This window comes from Paenibacillus sp. MER TA 81-3 (assembly GCF_023713585.1).
GTDB lineage: Bacteria > Bacillota > Bacilli > Paenibacillales > Paenibacillaceae > Paenibacillus_B > Paenibacillus_B profundus.
The window spans coordinates 105183-120891 of record NZ_JAMAWB010000021.1; the positions used below are offsets into that span (position 1 = coordinate 105183).

A 15709-nucleotide genomic window follows, 5' to 3' on the forward strand; every position below is an offset into this window, starting at 1 on the left:
TCCTGAATTCTCAGGAGTCATCTTTTTAAGAAAGGGGCTGCAGCGCGGCCATCTAACCGGTAAGAGAGCGTTTCCGGTCAGCAGGCAGATCGGACAGCCGCCGCCAAGCCCATTCCATCGGACCGACGGTGAATTTACGAAGCCATAGATGAGCGGATACCATCATTAGAGCCGATATAAGTCCCCATATGAAAAAGGTAAATAACGACGAACCAGAGGTTGCTCCGACACCGAATCCCCAGCCATAGAAAATAACGGAAGCGAGAATGTTTTGCAGCATATAGCAGGATAGCGCCGTCTTCCCGACTTCCTCCAAGCTGGATAACAACCAGCCACATCGACTCAGCTCCATCACTTTCGCAATAATCGCTATATAACCGAGTGACAGCACAGGCGCAAATAAATAGCGAACCGGAATATCAAACGAGAGCCCCGGAACAAATATGAGCATGTTCAGCGGAATTCCCAACCCTAACCCCCAACCCAGCATCTTGCGGCGGATGGCTTGCCCGTTCGTGTCCGCAGCGAACGCGCCGGAACGGAACAATAGGACGCCACACAAGAAGAGAAATACATTCATAGGCAGTATCGCGATCGACTCGAACCGGTACATCCAAAATGTTTCAAACCGATAACCGATTTGTTCGAACCATGTGCCTGTTTGGAATAGCGCTATGACACTCTTGAACGCGTCCCCCGTGGACACAGAGGCATTTGCCAAGGTAATTAACGAAAAAGCGGAGATTACCATGAACGAATGCACGATTCCGGTGAACAGCATGACACGAATAATCGTCTTCCGGGTTCGATTCACAACGAATGACACGATGATGGCTGTAACAGCGTAGCTCATCAAAATATCGAACTGCATGACAAGGAAATAATGCAGCAAGCCGTCCACAAGCAGCAAGAATGATGTCCATAAATATATGCCAGGCCAAGCTGTTCCGAGCCGTTCTGCCTTCCTCCGCTTCATTTCCAAACCTACACCGAACATAATTGTCAGCATGCCGAGAAATTTGCCGTTAACGAGAAACATGACGATAGTTGAAATGATGCTGTCCAGTGACGACCACCAATGCAGGGATGGATCGGGGAAGATGGCTTCCAAATTACCGAGATGGGCGAACAGCCATATGTTCGTGCCGAGCGTGCCGATAATGGCGAACCCTCTCAATATGTCGAGCAATTGAATTCGGTTCATTGTGCGCATCCTTTCTTATTTGCATTGAACCTGCCGGAGCGACAGTCCTGAGCTTGCCATTTCTAGCTTCGGCGCGGCCACAGCGTATAGCTGAAGCTCCAAATAAAGTCGATGATTAAAATGGCCGTCCACAACTGCGCCGTTTTCAACAAGCTTTTTGTTTGGTTTGCATTTCCCACGTTATATATGATGCCAAACAATAGTAAGAGGCCGATCGCCCATGCGAGAACATGCCGATACCAGCCGGCGCGTTCCTGTTTGGCGTGTTGTGCGCCATGCTTGACGGAAGAAGACAGGGGGCGGGGGGCGCCTGCGAACAAATGCGCGAATCGATCGTCAGCCCATTGGATCATTCGCTTCCCGAATGCGATGGACACGCCGACATATACGGCCGCCAAGCCGTGAAAGGTAGTGGCGGCTGCTCCGTTCTTCAGATCGATAATGGTAAATACGATGAGCAATATATCGATCAGCGGAGTGCAAAACAGCAGCACAGATCCCAATGTTCGCTGACGCAGCCGGTATCTTGCGAACAACCCCAATAGGATAAACAGCCAAAAACCAATTTCACAAGCTAAAATCAACCATCCGATCATGCTCCCACTCCTTATTTAATACAACTGTGTTATTTAATTTAGCACGGTTGTATTAAAAAGGCAATATCTGTTATACTGAGCTCATGCCTAAAATTGTGGATCATGAAGAACGAAAAGAGAAACTTGCGGAGGCCACCTGGCGGGTTATCCGCCGGGAAGGAATGGAGCGCGCATCTGTACGCACCATTGCGATGGAAGCCGGAATTTCGGCGGGCTCGATGCGCCATTATTTTTCCACCCAATCTGAACTGTTGGCCTTTTCAATGAAACTGGTATCCGATCGGGTGAAATCCCGCATCAGAAGCAGCGAATTTTCGGGGAACCCCCTTGAAGATATCCAGCGGATCATATATGAGATATTGCCCGTAAATGAAGAGCAAAGTGCAGAAATGGAGGTGTGGCTCAGCTTTACGGCAAAGGCACTCGTAGATCCGGCTCTTCAATCTTTAAGCAATGAAGTGTACGATGAGCTGAGAGCGACCATTGCGCACTGCATAGACTTCCTTATTGATTCTGGATTGGCGCGTCCCGATCTTAACCGGGAGATCGAATCGGAGCGTTTGTATGCGCTTGTTGACGGCTTGGCCATGCACGCTGTCATGCAGCCTGGCTGCGCTACTCCTGACGTGCTTAAATCTGTTGTCTTGCATCATTTAGAGGCTCTTTGCCAATGATCCGATCGCTTTGTTCGGGGAGTCGTTTAGGCGATAACAAAGTGGGGAAGCACAAGACAGAAGTCAGCCCTAATGCGTATATCAGCATTGGGCTGACTTCTCCTTTAAGTGACAAACGGGGTCATTCACTTCGATTTTATCGGTAATACATGGTAACCAAAAGCTTTATCAAGTAACGCGCTAGCCTCTTGACGAAGCAAAGGTTTCACTGCACTTGTGTCGCAAGGAATTGTGGACCCAGGAACACATGGGAAAAAGGATTATATGGGCTCACAATGGACACATTGCAAAAACAAATATGCTGCCGCAAATATACCCTAAATTTGCTGGGCAGCATTTGGCAGAGTATTACGGTGAACACTATGTATCTATCGGAACCTCCTTGTATGAAGGCCAGTTTAATGCTTTAAACTCGAATAATGAGGTTGTTGCCAATCAAATACAAGCGGACGATCTAAGCAGCTTTAATTATACTCTTGGAGAAGTCAATGCGGACCAATACTTTGTCGATGTGCGCAAGGCAAGCGGGGTAACGAAAGAATGGTTGAACGAACATCGTCCTTTTGCAATTGGATTTGCAAGTGCCGATCCTAGTAAACCTAGCTATGTGGACACTTCGTTAAGTCAGGCGTTTGACATCCTCATTCATATTCAAAAAGTGACCGCCTCTCAGCTTAACAGCTAGAGCACAAAATGAGGGCATCCGGTGTTCGGATACCCTTTCATTGCAATAAGTTCTTGACAACAAGCACATACTTGGTTTCGAAGGTTGTGCATTAATGAATAGAGCAGTTTTGTTCCACTGGAGCATCTTCGCTATCTGGCGCAGGTTTATTTTCTTCAATGATCGCTTCAATTTTGCGGATCCGGTTTTTGCTTATGTCCCGAATAATCATTTTGACATGTTCATATTGGATTTCGGTGCCCGGCTGAATATCGGGGAACTCGCTGAATACCCAGCCTCCGATAGTGTCTACCTCTTTATTTTCGATAATAATTCCGGTAAGATTGCTGAATTCGTGCAGATTCACCTTGCCATCGATCAAGTAGCAGTTCTCATCCAACTTCTCGATATCTCTTCGTTCATTAGTGTCAAATTCGTCTCGTATTTCTCCGACAATCTCCTCGAGGATATCTTCGATCGTAATCAAGCCAGATGTTCCTCCGAACTCATCTACAAGCAACGCAATATGAACCCGTTTTTGCTGCATTTGCTTTAGCAACGATTTGATTGGAATAACTTCGGGCACAGTGAGAATCGGATGCACCAGCTTCTTGAAGTCAAAGTCCGGATTGTTGTCGTATTCTAAGAAGAGCTGCTTCGTGTTGATCATACCTACAATATGGTCTTTACTGTTGATTGCGACCGGAAAACGGGTATACTGTTCTTTGCGAATAATGGTCATATTCTCTTGCAGGGAACGATTTGTATATAAACAGATCATGTCTGTGCGTGGCACCATAATTTCTTTGGCCAGCAACTCATCAAAAGCGAAAATTCGGTTCACATAACCAAATTCGGTGTTGTTGATTTTTCCGCTTTGATAGCTTTCGGACAAGATGATTTGAATTTCCTCTTGAGAATGTGCTTCTTCATGCTCCTTGACCGGCTTCAATCCGAACAGACGGACTAGCAGGTTGGCGGAACCGTTGAGGATCCAAATGAAAGGATACATTATTTTATAGAAATATATAATCGGTTTAGCTGTTAGTAAGCTGATAGCTTCAGCCTTCTGAATCGCCACTGTCTTGGGAGCAAGCTCGCCGATAACGACATGCAGGAATGTAACCGAAATAAACGCAATTAAGAATGACATGACATGGCTGATATCGCTTTGAATGTGCCATTTGTCAAAGAAGGGGCGCAGCATGGCTTCTACTGTAGGCTCTCCTAACCAACCTAGTCCCAAGGCTGTAATGGTGATACCCAGCTGACATGCCGACAAATATCCATCCAAGTTGCTAGTTACGCGTTGAACGGCCAATGCATTTTTGCGTCCTTCCAGCACGAGTTGATCCACACGACTGGAACGGAGCTTTACAATAGCAAACTCCGTAGCGACGAAAAAGGCGGTCAACACAATGAGTATGGCAACTATGAATAGATTAAATCCTATGCCCATATTACTTTGTCTCATCCCTTTTTATATTAGATTTTGGAGTTCATTTGAACTAATTATACGAACTTATAAATAGATATACAAATTACCGCTTCAAACATTGAAGGCTAAACCAGCACGTTAATTCCGTTAAATAGAGTCAACGCATTCATTTTCTTAGTTTTACTGTTCTTTACAAGCGATTTCTAATGGTGCTATGATTGGTTCACATGAACTTGTAATATGCTGTGAGGAGGGAAGCATGATGGAGTCAATGACGCTTACGAGAAAAGAGATGTCATCCTTATTGCTTTCGCTGCAAGGAAACCACGAACAGTCGCCACTAACTATTCTACAAACGGCGTGGTCTAAAAATCACCAGCAAGCCTGTCAGAAAGGCGCTTCGCTCCCTGCTTTTTTGACGACGGAGATGCGTCCTGTCATTGAGAAGGTCATCCAGGGTATCCAATTCAACGGTTTTTCTTTGCAAGAGATTGCAGATCTTGGGAGTCTGATCGAGTATTCGAATGTTTCGATTACATCCATACAGAATTGGGTCAAACGTGACTTTAAAGAGTTATTTGTCATTAAGGAAGGAAGAAAATATTCCATTAATCAAGCCGCTTTATTGTTTATTATTGATGATTTGAAAAGTAATTTGGATTTTCTTTCTATCCGCAGACTGTTCCATACTTTGTTTTTTGGCAGGGAAAAGGACATTACTGAATTTATTGAGCCTGTTCAGTTCTATTATGCATATTCTACCATGTTCGAAGAATTGGATGCGAATAATGACCAGATGTTCGATATTGTCGGGCATACTTCGACCGCGAATTCCCAGGATACGCTATTAGATAATATGGTGAAGGCATACGCCGATCGAGTCGCCCAGTCGATGACGGGCATATCCAAGGCCCAGCAAAAAGGGGTAAGCAATATTCTTGTCATCTCGGCCCTTTCCGTTCAAACCTCCTATTTGCAAGCGGTAGCGAAACGTTATTACAATGCGACGGTATTTCTTGATTTCGATTGATGACCTTTGGTCATCTTTTTTGAACCGATGGGAGACGAGCTCGCTTTCATAAAGAAATTATCAAGTCCTTCGGATATGTGAAGAACATTTTGGAGGATTAATATGGAAACTTGTCTAATATATTAATCAAGTATGAGCCAATAGATTGTTTTTACTTATGATGAAAGGTGTGGTAGGTTGCGGCAAGGATTGATATGGAAGCAAGGACTGGACGAACAAGAACAGGCGGAGATTCGTGAACTGGCTGAAGCGTGTGAAGAGCATGACGGCATCCGATTGAAGCTGAATTGGGATATGCTGCAGGCACGGCCCGCGGATCAAATGAATGATGTGCTTTATTACAAGGATGGCAAGCTGGTGGCGTTCCTTGGCATCTATATCATTATTCCGGCGGAAGCAGAGCTGAGCGGAATGGTGCATCCCGATTATCGCCGGCAAGGGATGTTTATGCGAATGGTGGAAGAAGCGCTTGAGCAGTTATCTCGACGGGGGCCGAAGGAAGTCATTTACATCTGCCCGCGGGATTCCGCTTCCGGCGTTGCATTTCTGCAGCGGCGCGGGTTGCCATATGCGTTCTCCGAATACGTGATGGAGCGGAAAGATGCTGATAATGCGCCGCTGCCAAGCGGGCAGCAGCGGGAGATTCATTTGCGCGAAGCTGGGTCTGATGATGTGACCATGTTGGCTGAGCTGAACCGGGTCGGCTTCGGCCTGCCGGAGCAGGAAGCGGATGACTTGGCGACGGCGGCGCTATCGACGCGGGAGCTGACGTACATCATCGAGAGCGGCGGCAGAGCCGTCGGCAAGCTTGGCGTGCTGCTTGAGGGAGATACGGCGTTCATCTATGGCTTCTGTATGCGCCCGGAGGAGCGGGGCCATGGATTAGGACGGGCCGCTCTTGCCGGGACGATCGAGCGGCTGCGGCGCGAGTTGAACATCGCGTGCTTCGAGCTGGAGGTAGCCGTCAGCAACGAGCGCGCGCTTGGATTGTATGAGTCGTGCGGCTTTCGCCGGACGAATGTCATTGATTACTACAAGGAAGCGCTATTATAGCCATAACACGACACACCCCCTAGAGACACTGAGATATGCTCAATGTCCATTCTAGGGGGGGTCTTTCATCTGTGGCCCAGACATCTTCCATGACGCGATGCTGTTACCGTAATGGGATTTCAAATTCGAGTTCCTTGAAGAAGGTGGCCTTCCGCATTTTGCTTGTATAGAATTTGATTTCTTTGTCTTTTTGCAGTGGCTGATCATCAAATTCCATAACGTACGAATATATCCCATTTTCTACTTTCAATAACTTGCTTCTATACCAGACGCGCTCACCGTCTTGTAAAAGCAATATGGCGTTTGTTTGATCTTCCGGAGAGTTGCCCTCAACATCATAGTGCAGCACCGTCTTATCCGGGTTGAACGCAATGCTTCGTATCGTAATCGAACCGATTTCTCCTTGCTGTACGGTTACCGGCAAAGCATTCGGATCCAGTACAACGGCGTTGTCTCCATAGCGTTTTCCGGAATAATAGGGCTTGAATATGAGCTTTTTGGCATGCTCGGGCAATGGGGCGTAATCAAATACAAATTCCATGGTCACCGTGTTATTATCGGTTTGAACACTCGCTCCTCCTTTACCGCCCATCGATGGAATAATAAATCCGCTCTCATCCGTTAAGATATAGGAACTATTCCATCCACTCCAGTTTTTCTTATGTTTATCCGGCGAGGTATCCTCTGCAATCTTGAATCTCACTTCTGTTCCGAGTGGCGTCGAGATTACGGATTGAAGGGTGATAGAGCCCTTTCCATTCTTTATTTGCTTCGTTTCCATCGGAACTATTTTTAGGGTTTGTGAATCATTGAATTTGACAGGGACGTTGAACTCCCAGTTCCCGCTTACCTCTCCCACCTGCTTGATTGAAAATGGAACGGTGAACTCGTCGGGCAGCTTGGTGTCACGCTCCGCTTCCAAGCCATAGACAGATTCGAACTTCAAAATTCCAATATTTTGCGCTGGCGTTTTTGAAATCATCCATGTCGCTTTATGCGTCCATATGTCGCTCACATCAGCATAATAGTCACGTAATTCAATCTCATATCTGTCCCAGCTGTTGTCAAGCGCAGGTAATGCATTATCCGATTCCTCCTGAATTCCGAGCACGACCTGGACGCCGTCGTACAATACCTCTGTAATGGTAAGGGTAATGCCCTGATCGGCGGCACTTAAATGAGCCGGTACGGACAATCCTTTCCGGTTCGCATTTTGGAGGCCTTCATCACCGAGCGTTTCAAAAATTTGGCCGATAAACGGCATTTTTTTCAGCGTCTCCGCCATTACGGGGGACACGAAGCCGGACGCCAGCGTGCCGCCAATGATAAGGATGACGGCGGCAGCAACCAACCATGGCTTGCGGTTAGACGTTTTTCTTCGCACAGGCACAGCGTCGAGGGATTGAAGCGTCTCTTCCAGCCGCGTCTTCACCAGCTCGGGAAGCTCCGAGGCACATCCTGCCGTTAACCGCTGACGAATTTCTTCATCCACTTTGGACTCCATCAGGTTGTCAGCTCCTTTCCGCTGCCGTTAGTGACATTCAATAGTTCAGCCAGTTTTTGACGCGCTCGGTAGAGGCGCGATTTGACCGTGCCGATAGGCTGATCCAGCATGTCGGCCACTTCTTTCAGAGGCAAATCTTCAATGTAAAATAAAGTGACGACAATGCGCAAGTCTTCGTCCAGCGAATCGACAATCTCTTGGGTCTCAATATGCACGTAATCGTCTTCATGCGCACGCGCATGCTGAAGCTCGATGAACGGAACGGTCTGTTTCCGCTTACGCAAAATCGATCGGCATTCGTTCACCAATATCCGAACGAGCCAAGTTTTGAAATACCGCGGTTCCCGCAATGTATGAATAGAGCGATACGCTTTCAGCACCGCTTCTTGAATTGCATCCGCACAATCCTCGTCCGAAGATACAATGGATTTGGCTATTCTGTAAAGGGAGGCTTCATGAGCCCGAATGAGCGTTCCGAACGCATCCTTGTCGCCTTGGCGGACCCGCTCTACTTCATGCTCTAGCTGCTGCAATGTTATAATCTCCTTTGTGACTTACTGCAAAATTGCCGTTCGCTGTTCAGGATGCGGCCGGGGAAACGATAATCTTCCAGAATTAACCTTTATTATTGATCGTACCTTTGACGGTCGGCTTTCCTTTTTTGGCAAACGTATATTCATCATATTCTACGGATACCTCATAACCTTTCAAGTCCAAATTGAAGTATTGTTAACGCTTGCTTGGCGTCGTCCAGCACTTTCGGGTCAAGATCGGCTAAAGTTATTTTATTGATCTTCTCCCCTGCTTCTGTTGTTACGCTCCGTAAGCAATGTTGTGCACCGGCAGAGCGGATAGGCTCGTCATAAATAGACCGGCAGCAATCGTTGCGGCAATTAATATTTTATAAGGTTTCATATTTAGTTCCTCCTCGTTAAATTGCATCTAATACATTAGAGTCGGTTGTGGGCGGGGAGGTTCACGCAATATGAAAATTTTGTTTACAGCTATTTTATATTTATGATAGATTTGGAGTTGGATATTAGAAAGGGGAATTTATACTTCATGCCAGTTTCTTTGTAATGGTTGCCAAATAGCACAAAAATCTCGTGTTTGAACAACGGGAGAAGTGTGCCCTTTTGACCCATTGCAAGGACTCAGCGAAAGTATTGCATATACTTGCGGAGTGCCTATTTGGGGCACTCCGTTTTTTGTTGGACAAATGCGGATACAGAAATTTCATTCACTTTGAGAGGTGTTTTATAAATGAGACAACAGCTTGGTTTTGCCACGGAATCGTTACGATTGAGAGAGTTCACAAGGGCTGATATTCCCGCTTTATATTCACTGACCCGTCAAACGGAAATTACGGACATACTCCCGGACTGGAACATGTCCGAAGAGGAGATAAGAGGATTCCTGGATTTCGTCATCTCCTCTTATGACACCTATAATCCGGATAATGTCAGAGTTCTGTTGGCCATCGAGCACAGGCAAGACCGGAAATTAATCGGCTGGTGCGGGGTATTTCCGAACGACATGCTGCCTCAAGCGGAGCGGGAAGTCGCTTATGCGATATCGAAGGATTATCGAAGCAAGGGGTATACGACAGAAGCGGTTCAAGGAATGATTTCATATGTGTTTCATCACTCGACCCTTCCAGAAATCGTGGCCATCGTCAAGCCGTTCAATGCGGCCTCAAGAAGGGTGCTTGAAAAGTCAGGCTTCGAACATCAAAAGCTTATAAGGCTATCTGATAATTCCGACTATAACTATTTCATCCTTCAGAGGGGCGATACTCATATGATTAGAGACATACGGGAAGAAGATATTGAGCCCTACTTGGACATTCTCGCCGAGGTGGAGCATGTGAACTTGAACCGAAGCAATCTAGAGCACGAGCAGTGGCTGCGGAGACGGATTAGCACGCATTTTCGCCGGGGCGCCAAGTTCTATGGTTATCAGGATGAAGCGGGGGCGGCGGCAGGAATTGTTGTCATGTTGCATGAAGAAGCGCCTGCAGGAATAGACGCGCTAGGAGCTAGAGCCGAAGTCCTTGATATTGGCGTGAGCAAGCAGCATAGAAGAAAAGGGATGGGCTCCATTCTCCTCAAGCATGCGGAAGATGTTGCGAGAAGCCGGGGAGCGTATTGCTTGTTCATGATGACTTACGCAGAAGATTATGATGTCATCGCTTTCTACGGGAAAAATGGCTTCGTTCCGGTTGCTACCATTCCCGATGTGTTTGGACCGGATCTGGAAGGGACTGCTGTGCTTCGTAAAGTTCTGCGATAAGTCATTTCGCAGAGGCAATGTGCTAGCTCCGCTTGATGGGAATCGGAGTTGCATTGATTTATACGCTCGAAGCTGTCCCCGTTGGAAAATATACAGTCAAATGTGCGGAGAGTGCGATTAAATCGGATGCGGACTGGAATTTGTACAGCGGATCCGGCTGGTATGAGCAATATGCAGCGGAAACGTGTCAAAAGACTGTATAAATTCCAATGGAATCAAGTGCAAAAAGGGATACGCTTCTGTTTGATGGCACAAAATCCAATGAGGATGAGACAATGAGGACTCCGCGGAGCTGGTTCAGATGATTGTCACGTAAAAACACTCCATTATTGGGGGATATAAGTTTCAACTCGGACCGGGAAACCCGAGGAATTCCTGCTGCAGCAAGGCCGATTTTTCAAAACTCCGTATATCGGCCATCACGGCTGGGTCTCGGTCAAGACCGGCGAGCCGCTGGATTGGGACGAGCTGGGACAATTGCTTAAAGAAGCATATCTGCGGGCAGCGCCGAAGCGTTTGGTGAAGCGAGTGCGGACATGACATGAGCCTCGATTGGAGCGGTAAAAGAAAGAGCCAGCCTCGGAAGCTAGTGAAGTGCGTCCGAGGCTGGCTTGTTGCGGTATCCGGTTCTAGCGGGCTGCTGTTTGCCCCAGGCTTCAGCCTCGTTACTGCATCGGGCTGGCGAGGAACGTGCTGATGAGTGCGGCCGCCTCCTGGCGCAGCATGGCATGCGTTGAGTTGTAATCGACTGAGCCGTCCGGCTTCGGCGTTACTTCCGGGCCGTGCTTCTTGCCGGCAACGATGTATTTCACGGCCGGAAGCGCCCAAGAGCCGGTATCGCCAGATACCTTCGCATCCTGCTTCGGCACGCCGAACAGGGAAGCGATCCGCCAGATGAGGGCGGCCGCTTCCTGACGGGTAATCGGCCGATCCGGCTCGAAACGCTTATCGGCCGCTGCCGTGAGAACCCCCCAATCGACTGCCGTCTGGATGTCTTGTGCCGCCGCGTGGCCGATCGTGTCGGAGAAGGCTGGCGGATTCGCCGATCGCTTCAAATGCATGCTGGCCATTAGCATCGAGACGAATTCGGCGCGCGTTATTGCCTTCCTCGGCCAGAAGCGTGCGCCTGCTTCAGCGGCAATGCCGCCCCGCATAACTAGGTCGCGCACATAGGAGCGATACGGATGGTCCGCTCCGATATCCTTGAAAGCGATCTCTGTTGCGGTCAGCTTCTCGGACCAGGCGACGCCTCCTTTGTCCATATAAGCGATGCTGCCGTCCGCATTCCGCTTGAAGCCGATTTGTTGGCCTTGGTCGTTAATGAAGAGCAGGGGGTCCACTTGGCGCAACCGCTGCCGCCCGGAGAACGGATCGACCAATTCCAGCGTGCCGTTCGCTTGCGCTTCCACACGAAGAACATAGAAGCCTGTGCGCAAGTCGCGATAGCTGCCCTCGAACGGCTTAAGCTCTTTTTGCGTCGGCTTCAAGATGACAGGTTCCGGCCGATTATCCGGGTAATAGTGGTCCATGAACGACTTGAAGATATATTCGCGGAAGTTATCGGCCATGCCATCGTTCCGGTTGAAAATAATGAACGCGCCTGTCTTGTGCTCAGGCAGCAGCCACATCCATGAGCTGAAGCCTGGCAGATCTCCGCCTTTGCCGATGACGTTCTGGCCGTTAAAGGCCTCGCGGTAGCTCGTTTCAAAACCGTAGGACGCATTCGGCAGCTTTGAATGCGAGGAGACCTTCACTTCCAGCATGTTGCGCACCGTCTCTGGCTTTAAGATGCGCTTGCCGTTATACGTTCCTTCATCTATCATCGCAATCATGAACTTCGCCATATCGCCTCCGGTCGAGAGCAGGCTGCCATCCGGACTATCCGCAGGCATAAGCTCATAGTAGGGAAGGACCTTGCCTGTAGGCTCATAAGAGACTGCTAAGCTGGCCTTCGTCTCTGGCGTCATAACAAAGCTGCTGTGGTTCATGGCAAGCGGATCCAGCACATGCTGCTTAGCGTATTGATTGAACGGGATGCCGGCAACTTGCTCCACGATATACCCCTGCAGCATGAAGCCGAAGTTGTCATACATATAGGTCTCCCCGGGCTTGCGTACAACGGTCGGCATGAATTGGCGCAGGAAATCGGACGTGTTGTTAATGTTGGTGTTGCTCGGGGTATCAGAAAAATCAAAACCGCTTGTATAGGTCATCAGGTGCTCCGCCGTCAGCGGACCATCGATCTTTCGCGGAATTTTGATGCCGCCCATATAGGCTTCGACATCCTTCTTCAAGTCTATTTTGCCCTGTTCGGCTAACTGCAACAGTGCTGCGGAGGTGAACGGCTTCGTGACGGATGCTACGCGCATGACCGTATTCTCGGGATCCATCGGCTTCTTTGCCGCTACATCCGAGTAGCCGTACCCCTTGCTCAAGATTACCTTGCCGTCCTTCACGACCACGAAGACGGCGCCGGGGACGTTCTTCAGCTGTGGGGACGTGAACAGCTTGTCGGCGAACGCCTCCACTTCCTTCGAATCCGTCGGCCCTGCAGTTGCTGACGGTGTTTGTACGGTTGGCGCGGCTGTGGAGGACGAGGCAGGCTTGGCAGCGCCTGGGCCTTCCGCCGCGTAGACTGGACCGCACAGCGACAAGGCCATCGCCAGCGCGAGTGTACAAAGGAGTCCCTTTTTACCTGATTGTCGGGTGTATCGTTGTCGTGTTTTCATTTCGATTCCTCCTTATCCGAATGACCGGATGAATGAATTGGAAATCCCAATATCATCCTGTAAGACTGTGGAAATTCCCCATTCCCCTTCAACTGATTTTCTCAATTTTAAAAAATGTTTGAAACCGTTCGAGGGTCGCTGTACATATCTAGCTTGCTTTTATCAGGACGCCTTTATTATGAAAGAGTTCTGGTGTATAATTTTGCTCAGCAGAATATATGAAAAAAGGAGTAAGATGATGGATAAAATTCTGATTTTCGGACATAAAAACCCTGACACCGATACGATCTGTTCCGCAATTGCATACGCTGATTTAAAATCCCAGCTGGGCTTCAATGTAGAGCCTGTCCGCCTAGGCAGCGTTAGCGGGGAGACGCAATTTGCATTGGATCATTTTAAATTCGATGCGCCTCGCCTTGTTGACACGGTAGCGAACGAAGTGAAGGGCGTTATTTTGGTCGATCATAACGAACGCCAGCAAAGCGCCAACGACATCGATCAAGTTCAGGTGTTAGAGGTCATCGATCACCATCGCATCGCCAATTTCGAAACGAGCGGTCCTCTGTATTACCGGGCCGAGCCTGTCGGCTGCACCGCGACGATTCTTAAGAAAATGTACAAGGAACACGGCATCTCCATCCGCAAAGAAATTGCGGGATTGATGTTATCCGCAATTATTTCCGATTCTCTGTTGTTTAAATCCCCGACCTGCACGAAAGAAGACGTGGCGGCAGCCCGTGAATTGGCGGACATCGCCGGCGTGGATGCAGAAAGCTATGGCTTGGATATGTTGAAAGCTGGTGCGGATCTGAGTGACAAGACGATTGCGCAGCTCGTCTCGCTTGACTCCAAGGAGTTCCAAATGGGCAGCGCCAAGGTGGAAATCGCGCAAGTCAATGCCGTGGATGTCAACGATGTTCTAGCACGCCAAGCTGAGGTGGAAGCGGCCCTGTCTACCATTATTTCTGAAAAGGGATTAGACTTGTTTGTCTTCGTTGTAACGGATATTTTAAATAATGACTCCGTTGCATTGGCCCTTGGCCGCGCAGCAGATGCTGTCGAGAAAGCATACAACGTGTCGTTGGTTGATAATAAAGCCGTTCTCAAAGGCGTTGTATCGCGCAAATCGCAAATCGTGCCTGTATTGACGGAAACGTTGAAATAATGTGAGCCGTATCATGAAATACATCCAATAGAAGAAGAGGCTGCCGCAATTGTGCCGGGCAGTCTTTTTTTTGCGTGAGTGTAAGAAAGCCTGAACTTGGATTGTATTAGGAGTAGAAATTTCACTAACAATCGAAGGAAGGGATTACACATGACAATGAAAAAATGGATGATGGGCATGACAATCGCCAGCTTGCTGCTTGCTTCGTATCCGATGAATGCGGCGTATGCCGCCGAAACCGTCATTATCCAAGAGACAGTGAACACAAGCGACAGCCAGCCGGAACAGTCAGTCATTGACGCGGCACAGAAGGAACTGCGCGCCTTCTTGAACGACTCGGCAGTCGAATTGGAAGTTGAGAAGAATGGGATTAGCGATATTTCACCTCTGTGGATCTTTAAGAATAAGGTTGGACGCGGGCGCATTCATGTTGATAAGAAGACAGGCGGTATTACGGGCATATTTGCCGACTATAAGTGGAGTGAATTGAACGAATCAGTCAAGGATACGGCGACGCGGGTGATTCGCAAGCTTGATCCGAACAAAACGTTCGCAGCAGAGTCCGTCAGCCGGGAGAAGAAGTTCCTGAGCGACGGCACGGTGCATGAGTGGGTTATGACGGGGAAAGACATGGTTGTAAAGCATGGCTCAAAGACGCTCAATGTGGGGAAAGAGATCATGATTACGCTTGATGCGGATACACTCAAAGCGAAAAATGCTACGATTAGTTACCCGTTCGACCAGGCGACAGACAAGAAGGCGCTAAATGCCGGGCTGAACGCGCTGAAGACGATGAACGGCGGCAAAGCCGTGCAGTTGGATGTAGCAATCCATTACGCCGGTGAAAAGTATGATGGGTGGAAGTTCCATGACACCTTTGCCAATTATGTCGTGGATATTGAGTCGCAGACGGGCAAGGTAACAAACATCGACTTATGGGGGCACAAAGAAGCCGTCAACAAGACGGTTAAAGCCGTCAAAAAAGACAAAAAGCCGTTCTATGCGAAGAATCAGGCCATCGCCGCAGCCAAGCCGATGGTGAAGAAACTGTTCGATATCGACTTGACCGGTTATGATGTCGCCATCAAGAAGGATAATTATACGTTTATGAAGAAAGGCCAGCCGACCCTAAGCGCCAATATTGATGCGAAAGGCGGATTCTGGAGCTATACAGTGCTGGACCCGGATTCCAATTAGTGCTGCTCCCTTGCGGAGAAACCCTGTCTTCTTGAGGAGGCCACTGAAAAACACGGCTTTTGTACGTAACCGAATGTGAACACATCAAAAAATACGATTTTCATTCAGATTTCACGAATGAAAATCGTATTTTTTTGCTTACTGTCCCACTGGAGGCGAGCAT

14 protein-coding genes are annotated in these 15709 nt (G+C 48.4%); 8 read left to right on the forward strand and 6 right to left on the reverse strand.

The genetic code is table 11. From position 1 onward, the window contains the following. Nucleotides 1-52: 52 nt before the first annotated feature. A complete protein-coding gene (locus tag M3650_RS24665; RefSeq protein WP_251578677.1) occupies nucleotides 53-1204 on the reverse strand; it encodes a DUF418 domain-containing protein in 1152 nt (383 codons plus the stop codon). 62 nt (nucleotides 1205-1266) lie between these two features. Then, nucleotides 1267-1800, reverse strand: a complete 534-nt coding sequence (locus M3650_RS24670) for a hypothetical protein (RefSeq protein ID WP_251578679.1) — start codon at nucleotides 1798-1800, stop codon at nucleotides 1267-1269. 83 nt (nucleotides 1801-1883) lie between these two features. Between M3650_RS24670 and M3650_RS24675 the strand changes: the two genes are divergently transcribed. Both M3650_RS24675 and M3650_RS24680 read left to right on the forward strand, forming a co-directional pair. Continuing rightward, entirely contained in the window at nucleotides 1884-2474 is a 591-nt protein-coding gene (locus M3650_RS24675; protein WP_251578681.1) for a TetR/AcrR family transcriptional regulator, read from the forward strand. 247 nt (nucleotides 2475-2721) lie between these two features. Further along, on the forward strand, nucleotides 2722-3159 hold the full coding sequence (locus M3650_RS24680; RefSeq protein WP_251578683.1) for an erythromycin esterase family protein: 438 nt from the start codon (nucleotides 2722-2724) through the stop codon (nucleotides 3157-3159). Nucleotides 3160-3250: 91 nt separating this feature from the next. On the opposite strand, the gene M3650_RS24685 is transcribed toward M3650_RS24680, so the two are convergent. Next, on the reverse strand, nucleotides 3251-4612 hold the full coding sequence (locus M3650_RS24685; RefSeq protein WP_251578686.1) for a hemolysin family protein: 1362 nt from the start codon (nucleotides 4610-4612) through the stop codon (nucleotides 3251-3253). A 226-nt stretch (nucleotides 4613-4838) separates the two neighbouring features. On the opposite strand from M3650_RS24685, the gene M3650_RS24690 reads away from it, so the two are divergent. Further along, nucleotides 4839-5606: a DUF1836 domain-containing protein gene (locus M3650_RS24690; protein ID WP_233696218.1), complete on the forward strand. Its 768-nt coding sequence runs from the start codon at nucleotides 4839-4841 to the stop codon at nucleotides 5604-5606. A 189-nt stretch (nucleotides 5607-5795) separates the two neighbouring features. Further along, nucleotides 5796-6659 carry a GNAT family N-acetyltransferase gene (locus M3650_RS24695; protein ID WP_251578688.1) on the forward strand — a complete coding sequence of 288 codons (864 nt, stop codon included), beginning with the start codon at nucleotides 5796-5798 and terminating at the stop codon, nucleotides 6657-6659. A 103-nt stretch (nucleotides 6660-6762) separates the two neighbouring features. Here M3650_RS24695 and M3650_RS24700 read toward each other — a convergent pair whose 3' ends face one another. Both M3650_RS24700 and M3650_RS24705 read right to left on the reverse strand, forming a co-directional pair. Continuing rightward, a complete protein-coding gene (locus M3650_RS24700; protein ID WP_251578690.1) occupies nucleotides 6763-8163 on the reverse strand; it encodes a DUF4179 domain-containing protein in 1401 nt (466 codons plus the stop codon). Next, entirely contained in the window at nucleotides 8163-8696 is a 534-nt protein-coding gene (locus M3650_RS24705; protein ID WP_251578692.1) for an RNA polymerase sigma factor, read from the reverse strand. The genes M3650_RS24700 and M3650_RS24705 overlap by 1 nt, the downstream gene beginning before the upstream one ends. Nucleotides 8697-9426: 730 nt before the next feature. On the opposite strand from M3650_RS24705, the gene M3650_RS24710 reads away from it, so the two are divergent. Both M3650_RS24710 and M3650_RS24715 read left to right on the forward strand, forming a co-directional pair. After that, nucleotides 9427-10455 carry a GNAT family N-acetyltransferase gene (locus tag M3650_RS24710; protein WP_251578694.1) on the forward strand — a complete coding sequence of 343 codons (1029 nt, stop codon included), beginning with the start codon at nucleotides 9427-9429 and terminating at the stop codon, nucleotides 10453-10455. A gap of 35 nt (nucleotides 10456-10490) precedes the next feature. Next, nucleotides 10491-10658, forward strand: a complete 168-nt coding sequence (locus M3650_RS24715) for a hypothetical protein (protein WP_251578696.1) — start codon at nucleotides 10491-10493, stop codon at nucleotides 10656-10658. Nucleotides 10659-11120: 462 nt separating this feature from the next. Here the strand turns inward: M3650_RS24715 and M3650_RS24720 are convergent, their stop codons facing one another. Continuing rightward, on the reverse strand, nucleotides 11121-13184 hold the full coding sequence (locus tag M3650_RS24720) for a serine hydrolase domain-containing protein (protein WP_251578698.1): 2064 nt from the start codon (nucleotides 13182-13184) through the stop codon (nucleotides 11121-11123). A 238-nt stretch (nucleotides 13185-13422) separates the two neighbouring features. Here M3650_RS24720 and M3650_RS24725 point away from each other — a divergent pair, with 238 nt between their 5' ends. Next, on the forward strand, nucleotides 13423-14349 hold the full coding sequence (locus M3650_RS24725; protein WP_251578700.1) for a manganese-dependent inorganic pyrophosphatase: 927 nt from the start codon (nucleotides 13423-13425) through the stop codon (nucleotides 14347-14349). Between the two features lie 150 nt (nucleotides 14350-14499). Beyond that, nucleotides 14500-15546, forward strand: a complete 1047-nt coding sequence (locus M3650_RS24730) for a hypothetical protein (protein WP_251578702.1) — start codon at nucleotides 14500-14502, stop codon at nucleotides 15544-15546. Nucleotides 15547-15709 lie beyond the last annotated feature (163 nt).

Excerpts from the sequence above, each read along its gene's own strand:
- M3650_RS24665 (WP_251578677.1), bottom strand. The coding sequence starts at position 1,204 with ATGAACCGAATTCAATTGCTCGACATATTGAGAGGGTTCGCCATTATC.
- M3650_RS24670 (WP_251578679.1), bottom strand. The coding sequence starts at position 1,800 with ATGATCGGATGGTTGATTTTAGCTTGTGAAATTGGTTTTTGGCTGTTT.
- M3650_RS24675 (WP_251578681.1), top strand. The coding sequence starts at position 1,884 with ATGCCTAAAATTGTGGATCATGAAGAACGAAAAGAGAAACTTGCGGAG.
- M3650_RS24680 (WP_251578683.1), top strand. The coding sequence starts at position 2,722 with ATGGGAAAAAGGATTATATGGGCTCACAATGGACACATTGCAAAAACA.
- M3650_RS24685 (WP_251578686.1), bottom strand. The coding sequence starts at position 4,612 with ATGAGACAAAGTAATATGGGCATAGGATTTAATCTATTCATAGTTGCC.
- M3650_RS24690 (WP_233696218.1), top strand. The coding sequence starts at position 4,839 with ATGGAGTCAATGACGCTTACGAGAAAAGAGATGTCATCCTTATTGCTT.
- M3650_RS24700 (WP_251578690.1), bottom strand. The coding sequence starts at position 8,163 with ATGGAGTCCAAAGTGGATGAAGAAATTCGTCAGCGGTTAACGGCAGGA.
- M3650_RS24710 (WP_251578694.1), top strand. The coding sequence starts at position 9,427 with ATGAGACAACAGCTTGGTTTTGCCACGGAATCGTTACGATTGAGAGAG.
- M3650_RS24715 (WP_251578696.1), top strand. The coding sequence starts at position 10,491 with ATGGGAATCGGAGTTGCATTGATTTATACGCTCGAAGCTGTCCCCGTT.
- M3650_RS24720 (WP_251578698.1), bottom strand. The coding sequence starts at position 13,184 with ATGAAAACACGACAACGATACACCCGACAATCAGGTAAAAAGGGACTC.
- M3650_RS24725 (WP_251578700.1), top strand. The coding sequence starts at position 13,423 with ATGGATAAAATTCTGATTTTCGGACATAAAAACCCTGACACCGATACG.
- M3650_RS24730 (WP_251578702.1), top strand. The coding sequence starts at position 14,500 with ATGACAATGAAAAAATGGATGATGGGCATGACAATCGCCAGCTTGCTG.